Origin of the sequence: Paraburkholderia sp. GAS38 (assembly GCF_050434965.1) — a bacterium.
In the GTDB taxonomy this organism is placed as follows: domain Bacteria; phylum Pseudomonadota; class Gammaproteobacteria; order Burkholderiales; family Burkholderiaceae; genus Paraburkholderia; species Paraburkholderia phenazinium_A.
This window is the reverse complement of record NZ_JBNDJO010000001.1, coordinates 416,794-428,280: the sequence shown is the minus strand read 5'-3', so window position 1 is coordinate 428,280 and position 11,487 is coordinate 416,794. Positions and strand designations below refer to the sequence as shown.

Annotated in this window: 10 protein-coding genes; 5 read left to right on the top strand and 5 right to left on the bottom strand. The window is 66.2% G+C overall.

All coding sequences use genetic code 11. The features are described from left to right. Nucleotides 1-11: 11 nt before the first annotated feature. From P3T42_RS01800 to P3T42_RS01785, 4 genes are all read right to left on the bottom strand, one after another. On the bottom strand, nucleotides 12-518 hold the full coding sequence (locus P3T42_RS01800) for an Hcp family type VI secretion system effector (protein WP_074299009.1): 507 nt from the start codon (nucleotides 516-518) through the stop codon (nucleotides 12-14). Between the two features lie 91 nt (nucleotides 519-609). Beyond that, the gene (gene tssC / locus P3T42_RS01795; protein WP_074299011.1) at nucleotides 610-2,088 is read right to left on the bottom strand and encodes a type VI secretion system contractile sheath large subunit; all 1,479 of its coding nucleotides are present in this window, start codon (nucleotides 2,086-2,088) and stop codon (nucleotides 610-612) included. Nucleotides 2,089-2,114: 26 nt separating this feature from the next. Then, on the bottom strand, nucleotides 2,115-2,681 hold the full coding sequence (gene tssB / locus P3T42_RS01790) for a type VI secretion system contractile sheath small subunit (protein ID WP_429305001.1): 567 nt from the start codon (nucleotides 2,679-2,681) through the stop codon (nucleotides 2,115-2,117). A gap of 33 nt (nucleotides 2,682-2,714) precedes the next feature. Beyond that, on the bottom strand, nucleotides 2,715-2,900 hold the full coding sequence (locus P3T42_RS01785) for a hypothetical protein (RefSeq protein ID WP_074299013.1): 186 nt from the start codon (nucleotides 2,898-2,900) through the stop codon (nucleotides 2,715-2,717). Nucleotides 2,901-3,245: 345 nt separating this feature from the next. Between P3T42_RS01785 and P3T42_RS01780 the strand changes: the two genes are divergently transcribed. From P3T42_RS01780 to tssA, 5 genes are read left to right on the top strand one after another with little or no spacing between them, the layout of a single operon-like run. Next, the gene (locus P3T42_RS01780; RefSeq protein ID WP_216352729.1) at nucleotides 3,246-3,797 is read left to right on the top strand and encodes a hypothetical protein; all 552 of its coding nucleotides are present in this window, start codon (nucleotides 3,246-3,248) and stop codon (nucleotides 3,795-3,797) included. A 9-nt stretch (nucleotides 3,798-3,806) separates the two neighbouring features. Further along, nucleotides 3,807-5,168: a type VI secretion system baseplate subunit TssK gene (gene tssK, locus P3T42_RS01775; RefSeq protein WP_429305000.1), complete on the top strand. Its 1,362-nt coding sequence runs from the start codon at nucleotides 3,807-3,809 to the stop codon at nucleotides 5,166-5,168. After that, nucleotides 5,165-6,139 carry a DotU family type IV/VI secretion system protein gene (locus P3T42_RS01770; RefSeq protein ID WP_429304999.1) on the top strand — a complete coding sequence of 325 codons (975 nt, stop codon included), beginning with the start codon at nucleotides 5,165-5,167 and terminating at the stop codon, nucleotides 6,137-6,139. Before tssK ends, P3T42_RS01770 begins: the two co-directional genes overlap by 4 nt. Then, nucleotides 6,136-10,023 carry a type VI secretion system protein gene (locus P3T42_RS01765; protein ID WP_429304998.1) on the top strand — a complete coding sequence of 1,296 codons (3,888 nt, stop codon included), beginning with the start codon at nucleotides 6,136-6,138 and terminating at the stop codon, nucleotides 10,021-10,023. Before P3T42_RS01770 ends, P3T42_RS01765 begins: the two co-directional genes overlap by 4 nt. Further along, nucleotides 10,020-11,108: a type VI secretion system protein TssA gene (gene tssA, locus P3T42_RS01760; RefSeq protein WP_074299021.1), complete on the top strand. Its 1,089-nt coding sequence runs from the start codon at nucleotides 10,020-10,022 to the stop codon at nucleotides 11,106-11,108. The genes P3T42_RS01765 and tssA overlap by 4 nt, the downstream gene beginning before the upstream one ends. Before the next feature lie 12 nt (nucleotides 11,109-11,120). Here the strand turns inward: tssA and P3T42_RS01755 are convergent, their stop codons facing one another. Beyond that, nucleotides 11,121-11,486 carry a hypothetical protein gene (locus tag P3T42_RS01755; protein ID WP_074299023.1) on the bottom strand — a complete coding sequence of 122 codons (366 nt, stop codon included), beginning with the start codon at nucleotides 11,484-11,486 and terminating at the stop codon, nucleotides 11,121-11,123. Nucleotide 11,487: the final 1 nt, after the last annotated feature.

Below are 11,487 nucleotides of genomic sequence, written 5' to 3'. Positions count from 1 at the left end.
CGGCGTCAGATTTAGCTCCCACCCTTGACGAGCTTGTTGGCGGCCATATCCCAGGTCGAGGCGGCGGTGCCTTCCTTGGTGCCGTCGTCCTTCTGCGCGGTCAGTTCCCACTTGATCTTGGTGAAGTTCAGCGACAGCGTTTCGACCGGCTTGCCGCCGGCGCCACCCGACACGCTGACGTTGCTGAACACGACGTTGTTGAGCGTGTAGGTGATGAACGGCATGATCTTGCCGTCGCCTTCGGCGGCGTTGCGGCCCACGATCACCGTCGCGGTCGCCACCGCCTTGCCGGAGCAGCAGTATTCGTTCAGCGTCGGCGTCGAGACGTCGACGAACTTCGTCACGGTGAACTCGCCGACATGCGGCTTGCCCGAGGTGCGCTCCGAGTTGCTGACGTCGTTGGTGACCTGCATCGCCACGTTGTGGCTGTATGACATCACTTCGATCTTGTCGGTATAGCCTTCAATGGTGCATTCGCCTTTGATGTCGGTGCCGAGATCGAGAATGATCGAATCCATGACTGAGCGCTCCTGAAACGTGTAGAAGCGGCGCGTGCCGGAATGGCCGCGCCGCGCAGATGGCAGGGAGGTGCCGTAGGGCCCGCGAGAATCAGGCCGCGGCAGGCGGCGGCAGCGAGGCGACCAGTCTGATCGAAGCGGTGAGCTCCTCGAGCTGGAAGTGCGGCCGCAGGAACACCGTCGCCTTGTAGGCGCCGGGCTTGCCGGCCACCTCCGTCACGTCGACGCGCGCCTCGCGCAGCGGATACTGCGCCTTGATTTCCTGCGGCGCATTGTCGTTGAGCAGCACGTAGTCGGCGATCCAGGTGTTCAGGTAAGTACGCACGTTGTCGCGCGTCATGAAGCTGCCCACCTTGTCGCGCATGATCACCTTGATGTAATGCGCGAAGCGCGAGGCGGCGAGCACATACGGCAGCATGGCCGAAATGCGCGCATTAGCGGTGGCTTCGTTGGTGTTGTAGACCGCCGGCTTGTTGGCGGTCTGGCCGCCGAAGAACACCGCCTGACCCTCGCCCTTCTTGTGGCACAGTGCGATGAAGCCGAGCGAATCCAGTTCCTTCTCGCGCCGGTCGGTGATCGAGATCTCGGTCGGGCATTTCATCGCCTTGTCGCCGGAGGCCGTCTGGAAGATATGATCCGGCAGTTTCTCGACCGCGCCGCCGCCTTCCACACCGCGAATCGCGGCGCACCAGCTGAATTGCGCGTAGGCGTTGGTGATGCGCTGGCCCAAGGCGTAGGCCGCGTTGCCCCACAGGTACTTGGAATGCTGGGTGCCGTCGACGTCTTCGACGAAGCTCATGCCTTCCACCGGATTGCTGTCCGGATGATAAGGACGGCGCATCAAAATATGCGGCAACACCAGCGCCACGTAGCGCGAGTCTTCGCTCTTGCGGAATTCGCGCCAGCGGGCCATGTCGATGGTCTCGAACACCTTCGACAGGTCGCGCGGCACGCTCAGTTCGGTGAAGCTGCCCATGTCGAACAGTTGCGGGTGCGCCGCCGAGATGAACGGGGCGTGGGCCGCTGCCGCGACCTGGGCGATCTTCTCGAGCAGGCTGACGTCGGGGGTCTGGCGGCTGAAATAATAATCGCCGATCAGCACGCTGAACGGATGGCCGCCGAAGGTGCCGTATTCCTCTTCGTAGACCTTCTTGAAGAGCGCGCTGGTGTCGACGTCAATGGCCTTTTCCAGGTCGTTCTGCAGGTCTTTCTTCGACACGTTCAGCAAGCGCAGCTTCAGGCGCGTGCCGGTTTCGCTGTTCTTCACGAGGTAATGGATGCCGCGCCACGAGGCTTCGAGCGCCTGCATGTCCGCGTGGTGCAGCACCTGATTGAGCTGCTCGCTGATCAGTTCGTCGATCTTCTTGATGTGATCGTTGATCATCGCGACCGTATCGCGGCTGACCGTCATCTTCTTGTCGAGCACCTGCAGCGCGAACTCGGCCAGCAGTTCGCGGGCGTGCTGCTGCTGCTCGTCGTCGTGGGCCATGCGGCCGTCGTGAACGATGCGGTCGAGCAGGGTCAGGGTTTCCGTTTGCGCGGGCGCAGCCGCGGCTTGCGTATCGGACATCAGTGTCTCCTCGAGGCGGGCTGGGCTCAGGCGCTGGCGGGCGCGTCGCCGGCGGGTTCAGTCGGCTCTGCCGGTGCGGGCAGTTGCGCGACGACACCATCCTGCGGATGAGCGGACTTGATTTCGGCAAGTCCTTGCGTGTTGTGCACCACGTCCTGCAACAGCTTGTCCAGCTCGTCGTTGCCGTCGAGCTTGGTGAGCAGGTCGCGCAGGCGCAGCCGCGCATCGTAGAGCTGCTTGAGCGGCGCGATCTGCTGCACGATCTGCACCGGATCGAAGTCGTCGATATGCTGGAACTTGAGCGCGACGTTCAGCTTGCTGCCGTCGGCAGCCAAGGTGTTGTCGACCTGCAGCGTGACGCGCGGCTCGATGGAGTTCATCACGTCGTTGAAATTGTCGCGGTCGATGTCGACGAAGCGGCGCTCCGACAGTTTGGCGAGCGGCTTTTCGGGTTGACCCGATAGATCGGCCAGAATGCCGACCACAAGCGGCAATTCCTTTTTCTCGATTGCGTTGCCGGTTTCGACGTCGTAAGTAATCTGGACGCGCGGGGGGCGGTTTCTCTCGAACCAGTGTTGGGTACTGTCGGCCATGGTCATCCCTCTGTTTTCGTTCTCTCGACGCGTTTAATACGCGGTGCATGCACCGCTTCTTTTGTTTCTCGCGCGATAAATCCCGCCTGCGATATCAAGCTGCGTGAAGGCCTGCGCGAAGACGAGCGCATTCCCTCGGGCAATCGACATCGTGATCGCGCCGCACTGCGTGACTGCAACAGAAATAGTGGGCGCAAGGCACTCCTGAAAGGCGGTCATTGACCTTTCACTAGCGTAAGGCGCACCGAACCCCGGAAAGCCAAGCCGGCAGGAATCCGAAAAAATTTCCGCCGGCCGATTTGCTCAGACAAAAATACTCTACGATAGTCTTCGACGAAATTCAAACAAAAATTTAACGTTTGCAACGAGGCCTCGCGCAGGAGTAGAACTTACCCGTAGTGACAATTTGATGGCAGAGTCACGACCTGGCGAAGCGGCAATTGCGGTGTACACCGTGGTACTTGTAGACTACGCTCGCCGCGAGATGTGATGCGCAAGCGTGTGCGGGGAACTGAGAGAGCCCGCATACGACAACAGATACGAGGGCGGCTGCACCAGGAGTCCATGCGAAACATGGCGGCGGTGTCAGCCGGCGCAGACGGACAGGACGTGAAAGGGGATATCGACGTGATCAATGCTTCGCGACTCGCGGCCGGCCGGCGCAGCCCATCGCCCCGGCGCTGGTCGATGCCGCTCGTGGCGGCGCTATGCGTCGCGGGCTGTTCGGCGTCGCTGCCGCGCGTCAAGGTCGACTCGCTCGCCATCCAGGTGGCGGCGCAGGCGAACCTCGATACTCCGATTGCCGTCGATGCCGTATTGGTACGGAATCCTCAATTGCTCGACACGCTGCTGGGCTTACCCTCCGCCAAATGGTTCGCCCAGCGCGAGCAGTTGCGGCGCGACTATCCGAAAGATCTGAGCGTCGTCTCGTACGAACTCGTTCCGGGCCAGCAGATTGCCGATTCCAAATTCGCCTTCGATGGGCAGCGCGCGGCCGGCGTGCTGGTGTTCGCCGACTACCAGACAGTCGGCGCGCACCGCGTGCGGCTCGACGGCGGTCCATCGAAGCCGCTGCTTGAACTGGGCGACCAGGATCTTCAGTTGATCGCCCGCTAGACCATAATCATGCGCAATCTGTTTCCGGATACGATCTGCTGGTTCGAAGGAATGCCGTTGCTGCCGCAACATTTCCAGACCCAGGCCCTGCATGCGGCCGGACATGCGGCGCTGCTGGCCGGTGCGGCCCGGCCGCACTACTGGGGCGTGCTCGCGCTCGAGCAGGAAGAAGCGGGGCTTGCCGAAGGGCTCGTGCGCATCACGCGGCTCGATGCGATCCTGCCTGACGGCCTGCCAATCCGTCACGCCGCCGAAGATCCCGTCCTGCAGATCGACGTGCGCCAGGCGTTCACCTCGCCGGAACAGCTCGTCACCGTCTATCTGGCCGTGCCGCCGCTCTATCGCGGCGGCCAGATCGATCAGCGCGGCGCGCGCTACCGGCAACATCAGAGCCAGGGTGTGCCCGATCTGACGACCGGCACCGAACCCGCCGCGATCACCACGTGGCGGCCAAGCCTGCACCTGATGACCGATCTCGGCAATCAGGAATACGAACGGTTGCCGTTGATGCAGTTGCGGCAACAGGGGGGCGGCGTCGCGCTCACCGAGTATGTGCCGCCTTGTCCGTTCGTCGCCCCGGAATCGCCGCTCGGTCAGCGCATCATGCGCATCGCGATGCGGGCGCGGGAGAAGTGTGTGTTCCTGTCCGGCCGTCTCGATGCGGCGCGGCGCGCCGGCGAGCGCGACGACGCCGGACAGATCGAGCGGCAACTCACTGCCTTGTGGATGCGCTTGCCGGAGATCGAGGCCGCGCTGCATTCGCGCGCGGTGCATCCGCTCGACCTTTACCGCATCCTCGCCGGCATGGCGGGCAGTCTCGCGAGCCTGCGACCGACCCGTGGCGTGCCGACCTTCGCGCCGTTCGACTATGCGGAACTGCTGGCGTCGTTCGAGCCGCTGCTCGAGTGGATCGACACGGCGCTGTCGACGGTGCGCCAGGGTTATCGGGTGCGTCAGTTCACGGCCGAAGCGGGCGGCTTCTGGATCGATCCGCCGGCGGACGCAGGCGTGAGCGCGCCGGGCGAACTGGTGATCGGCCTGCGCATGCCGGGCGATGCCACCGAGCACGACGCCAGTACCTGGCTGGAGCAAACGGCAATTGCCTCGCGCCCGCATTTGCCGACCTTGTCGCGGCAACGCATGCGCGGACTGGCGCGCCGCCGGTTGTCGCGCGACGAGCGCGCCACGTACAGCGCCGGCGACGACACGGCGATGTTCGTGATCGCGCTCGACACGACCTGGTTCGATGCGTCGCAGCCGCTGCATATCGACGTCGGCGCAGGTGTGCGCGGCGTGGCGCCATGGGCGGTGCAGCTTTTCACGCCGGCGGCCGAGGCGAACGATCCCGCCGGCGATGCGGGGCGCGAATGAGTGACTACACGGCCTTCTCCGGCGACGAACGCGCACCGCTCACGCGTGCGTTCGTCGACGCGTTCCGGCGCGCCATGGAAACACGCGACGCCCTGGGCCGTGCAACGGAAGCGCCACTGGAAGTGCTCGCCCAGGGCGAGAGCGTGGCCGACAAGGTGGCCACGCAACTGGCTTCGGTCACCCGGCGGCTCGCACGCGAAGCGATGGCCTGGACGGGCGCTGCCGGCGAGACCGATATTGCAGCGGCGCAGTATGCGTTTGTCGCGCTGCTCGACGAACTGCTGCTGTTTTCCGACTGGCCGGGCCACGCCGCGTGGGAGGCGAGACCGCTCGAGGTGCGGGTGTTCGGCACGCGCGCGGCGGGCGAACGCTTGCCCGATGCGATCGAAGCGCTGCTCACGCAACGCGACGCGTCGCAACGCGATCTGGCCAACGTCTATCTGGCGTGTCTGATCCTCGGCTTCAGAGGACGCTTGCGTGGCGAGGCGGGCGCGCTGCGGCACGATCAACTGCGTCATGCGCTGTTTGCGTTCGCCATGCAACGCGATGCCGAACCGGCCCATCTCGCTGCGCCGCTCGAACGCGTGGCGCTCGCGCCGCGCCGCACCGTCACGCTCAGCAAGATGTTTCCGGACCATGTGCGTTTTGCCGCGCTGCTCGGCGTCGGCGTGTGTGTGCTGCTCGGCGTATCGCATCTGCTCTGGTCTGTCGCGACGGCGGATGTGCAGCGCTCAGTGATGCAGTTTCAGGCCATTGCTTTAGCTGACGCGCCGGCCGCCCCGGCGAGCAGCACGAGTGTGTCCGGCGCCGTCGTGCGGGTGCCGGTCAAACCGCGCGCACAACCTGCGACGACGGATGCGCCGGCACTGCCGCAAAGCAATGCGCTGGCCGCCATACCTGCGGTGCCGGCGGTGGATACCAACACCGTGGTGTTACGTACGGCCGCGGATGGGGGAGGGAACCGGCCGTGACGCTGATCGCGATCCTGCTGGGTCTCATTGTCTTGCTGCTGCTGGGGCTGGTGTTCGCCGTCTTGCTGCGCTGGTGGCATGCGCGCCAGGACGAACGGCCGTTGCGCAGTTTCGCCGCAACCATACGCGCGGCCCATGCGCGCATGAGCGTGCGCGATCCTTATTCGGTCCCGCGCATTCTGGCGACCGGCGCACCGGCCGCGCTCGATGCGCTCTGCCGTGGCTGGCGTTTGACACCGGCAGGTGAAGCGGCATGGTTCGGGCGCGTCTGGAACGATGCGGAAGGACTGCTGATCGCCGAACCGCAGGACGTGCTCGCCGCGCCTGCGGCGGACCGCCGCCTGGGCGCGTGGCGCCGGCTGCTGCGCGCCTTGCTGCGTAACCGCGCCGGACGTCCGCTGGATGCGCTCGTGTGGGTCGTTGCGGCCGGCGCGCTGATCACCGAAGACGGCGAGCCGCGCGAGATGAGTGCGGCGGCGCTCGAGTCGTCGCGCAAGCTGATCGCCTTGCAGCGGCAATTCGGCTTGATGTTGCCGCTCTATATCGTCATCAGCGATTGCGATGCGTTGCCCGGTTTCGACGCGCTCGCGGACGGCTTGCAAGGGGCCGCGAGCAGCGCCACGCTGGGTTGGGCGTCGCCCTATGCGCCGCGGCGTGCCTATGAAGAAGCGTGGCTCGACGAGGCTTTTGCTGCGATGCGTGCGGCGCTGACGGAAACCATCGTCGAACTCGGCACGCTGAACGGCGGCGTCGGCGATGCGCTGTTCCTGCTCCCCGAGCACCTCGACCGCTTGCGCGTGCCGCTGCGCGAACGTTTCGATCTGGTGCTGCGCGGCGCGGCGGACGGCACGGCGCCGCTGTTGCGCGGCATCTACTGTATCGGCGCAGTGCCTGAACGGCTGCCTGTGGAAGAGGGGGGCGCCGCGCCGGCCTTGCGCGCCAATGCGCCGACCTTCGCCGGAAGGCTCTGGCACGACGTGCTGCTGAGCGGCCAGGGACTCGCCGTGCCGATGCCGCGCGTGCTGGCCCTGCGGACCCGTTGGCACCGCGCGGCCACCGTGTGCGCCGCCGTGCTGGCCGTCTGCTGGTGCGTGGGGATGGGACTCGCGTGGTGGCATCTGCGCAGCGACGCGCGTGTGCTAAGCACGGCGTACGATTCGCTCACGCTCGCACGCGCCACCTATCGCGAGTCGGATCGCGGCGATGCGGCCGCTACGAGCGCGCTGCGCAGCGCCCGGGACGCGTTGTTCAAGGTGCCGCGCTGGCAACTGAGCTCGCCGTTCATGCCGCTGTCGTACCTGTTCCTGCAGGGCCAGCTCGGCGACGCGCAGCGGCACGTGTTACGCGGACTGGTCTTCGAACCGCTGTATGACCGGCTCACGGCGCAACTGGCGCAAACCTCTTGCGAAGTGAACCCGGCCGATGAAACGGACGCGGCGTCGCAAACGGGCACCAGACCGCAGGACTTGCCGGCGTTCGTCTCCGGTACGCAACTCGTCAACGAGGCCGCGCAAACCGAGCATTGGATTGGACAGTACAACGAACTGGTCCAGGCCGGCAGCGGCAATCTCGTCATGCTCACCCAACTGATGCACGAAGCCGCCGGTGTGGATCTGCCGCCGGAACACGTCGCGGATCGCACACAGGTCGATGCGGCGCTGCGCGACACCAGTCTGGATGACGGCACGCTGGCGCTCGATGCCGCGAAGGCCGCGAGTGCGCGGCAACGCGTGAGCGCGTGCTTTGAGCAGACGTTCGATGCGTGGTTCGACGAGGTCTATGCGGACTCCACGCTGACAGCTAACGCAACCCAGGTCCAGACTACGCTCGCGCAAATGCGCACACCGGGCGCCGCGCCGGTGGACGCGGCCCTGTCCACGCTGGCCAACGGCATCGATGCGCTGGCGGTGCAGGTGGACTCGGCCGATCACGGTTGGGCGAGCGCGCGCGACAAGGAGCTGGTGCCCGGCTTGACGGCCACCTTCGATACGGCGCAACGGCTGCAACTGATCGGCGCAGCGCCGGTGCAAGCCGTGCTCGCGCACGAGCAGGCGGCCCGCGAGGCGTTCTCCGCGCGCTGGCTCGCCAACGGCAATCTGCCGGGCGTGCTGAGCGCCACGCCGGCCAACGGACTGCAACTGTCCGCCGACCTGCCGCCCTTGCGTGAAGCCTTGCGCACCTTGCTGGCACAACCGTTCGCAGCGACCGACGGCAGCACCGATACGGTGATCCGCAGCGTCGATGTCGGCACCGTGCAACGCGCGCTCGCGGTCTTGCCGGCCTACCGGCAATACGTTGCGGGACCGCTCGCGCAGGCGCCTGACGCCTATCGGGCGGCACTGCTGGCCGCCGCCGGCAACGAGGCGGTGAAAAGCATGCTGGCCGCGCTGTCGACGCCCACGCAACAGGCGGCGCAGCAAGGCAGCAGCTCGGTCGCGGACACCGCGGCGCAATTCGACGCATTGCATAAGAGCGCGCTGGATCTGATCGCCGCCTTCGATTCGCTGGGCCGCGACGATCTCGCGACCAGCGTGGCGTTGCGCGTGAGCGACGCGGCGGTCGTGGTGCTGCGCACAGCCGACGCGCAGTTGCAGCAGCTCGCCCCGTTTCGCCCGGTGCGCGGCGATTTTTCGGGTTGGGACGGTCACACAGGCGGTTCGTTGCGCGCGTTCGGCGCCGCCACGCCGCAAGCGCTGCAGGCCTATCTGGCGGCACAGGCGGCGGCGATTGCCGATCTGGCGGAAGGTCCGGCCGGCGCGCTCGACTGGCTGAGCGCGCAGAAACCGCCGCTCACGCCGGCCGATGCCCAACTGGTGAGCCGCTGGAAGGCCTTGTCGGCGGACCTCGCGCAGTACCGCGCGAAGAGCCCGGCGAGCGCGATGATCGCGGTGCAGACGATCATCGGCGATCAACTGGACAAGCTGGACCTCGGCAATTGCAGTGCCTCGCTCGAGCAGGTCAGCGTGCCGCCGGCGGGCGATATCGTCGCGAGCGCGGGTTCGCGGCTCGTTTCGTCCGCTCGTGAGCAGTGCTTCAGATTGCAGATGGGCACCGGCATGCAGGCCTACGAGCAGATCCGCAGCTTTTTCGCGCGCTATCTGGCGGGACACTTTCCGTTTGCCGCCGACGCGACCGCACCCGGCGCCGACCTGCGGCAGACGGCGGCGTTCGTGGCTTTGCTCGACAACCAGTTGCCGCAGGCGCAAGCGGGACTCGCGGCAGCGGCTGCGGCCGGGCGAGGGCGCGCGGACGGCGCCGACGCGTTCATCGCGCAACTGGCGCGCGCCAAGCCGTGGCTCGATACCTTGCTGGCGCGCGGCGCCGACGGCACCTTGCAGGGCGTGGAGCTGAGCGTCGAATGGCGCGTCGATCGCGCCGACGAGGTGGGAGCCGACCAGGTGATCGAATGGAAGCTCGCGAGCGGCAGCGACACGCTCACGTATCCGGCAACGGGCGAACCGCCGGCGCGCTGGCGGCCAGGGCAGCCGGTCTCGCTCAGCCTGCGCTGGGCCAAGGATGCGCCATGGCAACCGATGTTCGACACCGCGCAACCGACGCTGGCGGGCGAGCACGGCGCCGCGACCTGGAGCGCTTCGGACACCTGGGCGTTGCTGCGGCTCGTGCGTTTGCACGTGATGCCCGAAGACGCCAGTCTCACGAGCGCCGGCCTGCCGCCGCGGCTGTTGTTCACGGTCCCGGTGCGCGATCGCAACGGGACGATCCAGACCGCACGGATGTATCTGCGCGTCAGCATGGCGGGCGCGGCGAAGACGCCGCAGGCGATTCCGGATCTGCCGGTCGCGGCGCCGGGCTATGAGGGCAGGGGCATGACGACGACGGTGATCTATCCCACGAATGGCAATGCGCAGGCGGATCACGGATGATGCCGGCACTCGACATCGACGCGCTGCTGCAGCCTCTGCCGGGCGACGAGCCCTGCGGCGTATCGTTGATTCACGATCCGGAGTACGAAGCAATCCGGACGGCGCGCCGCGCGGACGATGCGAGCGTGCCGGCCGGTATCTGGCAGACCACGCTGAAGGTGGCCGACTGGCCGGCGGTGGAGGCGGGGTGTCGCCGCGTGCTGTCGAACCGCAGCAAGGATCTGACGATCGCCGCCTGGCTCGGCGAGGCGTGGTTGAACCGCTATGGCGTGGCCGCGCTGCCGCACTGTTTTCAGTTGATGGTGGGATTGTGCGAGCGCTATTGGGACGACCTGCACCCGCTGCCGCGAGACGGCGATCAGGGCTTTCGCGCGGCGCCGTTCGCGTGGCTTGCCGGCGCTTATGCGGATCTGCTGTCGGCGCAGATCGAACTCTTCGAAGGACGCGACGGCTTGCGCGGCACGCTAGCGCAATGGCAAAGCGCACAGCGTGCGACGCTGACGGCCGCCGCGCGGCAAGACGTGCCGGCGGCGAAGCGCCAGGAAGCAGGGCGCGTGATGACGGCGCTACAGGACGCGGTACGGGCGACTTCGCCTGCGCATCTGCGGCTCGAACGCGATGCGCTCGAGGCGGCGCGCCCGCTCATCGAGCAGCTCGATGCGCTCTGTACTCCGAAGTTGGGCGCCGAGGCCCCCAGTTTCGTCCCGCTGATGGAAACGATGACTCATGCAGCACTTGTTTTGACGGAGTGTCTAACTATGCATCCGAATGCCCCGGAGCCGGCCCGGTCGCAGGCTGGCGATACGACCGCGGCGGCGGAGGCTTCCGTGTCGGGCGCCAAGGCCGTCGCCCCCGGCGTGCCGCAAAACCGGGACGATGCGTACCGGCAGCTGGAAGTGATCGCCGAGTATCTCGCGCGCTATGAGCCGCATAGCCCCGTGCCTTATCTGATCCAGCGGGCGCTCGAGTGGGGACGCACGCCCTTGCCGGTGCTGCTGCGCGAATTGACGTCGGGCGATGCCGATGGACAAAGGCTGTGGAGCTTTCTTGGCCTGTTGCGCAATGAGGGGGAGAAATCGAAATGAGGCCTGAGCCGATCACCGCTTGAATCTCAGTACCGGGAGTCCATGCTGCACCTTGATGATCTCCATGGGCGTGCCGCGCGGACAGGACCAACCGTTCAGTGAGTCGTCGACCTTGGTCAGAAATTTTCTCTTGATGCCGACGAAGACCATGACCCGGTCGAGGCTGTCCGTTTGCGCGCGGTTGACGCTCGATGTGAAGATCCATTGTTCGCCGTTTTGCCGGGATGGCACGGCGCCGCCGGCCGCGGCAGCGGGGATTTCGCGCACGTTGAAGAGACCGATCTGATTCATGTCGCAAGCGCTGATCAAGGTCACCTTGGTTTCCGGACCGGCGAGGCGTACCTGATCTTCCTGCGTGGGGAAAATGTCGAAAGGCATT

Excerpts from the sequence above, each read along its gene's own strand:
- tssB (WP_429305001.1), bottom strand. The coding sequence starts at position 2,681 with ATGGCCGACAGTACCCAACACTGGTTCGAGAGAAACCGCCCCCCGCGC.
- P3T42_RS01770 (WP_429304999.1), top strand. The coding sequence starts at position 5,165 with ATGAGTGACTACACGGCCTTCTCCGGCGACGAACGCGCACCGCTCACG.
- P3T42_RS01755 (WP_074299023.1), bottom strand. The coding sequence starts at position 11,486 with ATGCCTTTCGACATTTTCCCCACGCAGGAAGATCAGGTACGCCTCGCC.
- tssC (WP_074299011.1), bottom strand. The coding sequence starts at position 2,088 with ATGTCCGATACGCAAGCCGCGGCTGCGCCCGCGCAAACGGAAACCCTG.
- tssA (WP_074299021.1), top strand. The coding sequence starts at position 10,020 with ATGATGCCGGCACTCGACATCGACGCGCTGCTGCAGCCTCTGCCGGGC.
- P3T42_RS01780 (WP_216352729.1), top strand. The coding sequence starts at position 3,246 with ATGCGAAACATGGCGGCGGTGTCAGCCGGCGCAGACGGACAGGACGTG.
- P3T42_RS01800 (WP_074299009.1), bottom strand. The coding sequence starts at position 518 with ATGGATTCGATCATTCTCGATCTCGGCACCGACATCAAAGGCGAATGC.
- tssK (WP_429305000.1), top strand. The coding sequence starts at position 3,807 with ATGCGCAATCTGTTTCCGGATACGATCTGCTGGTTCGAAGGAATGCCG.
- P3T42_RS01785 (WP_074299013.1), bottom strand. The coding sequence starts at position 2,900 with ATGACCGCCTTTCAGGAGTGCCTTGCGCCCACTATTTCTGTTGCAGTC.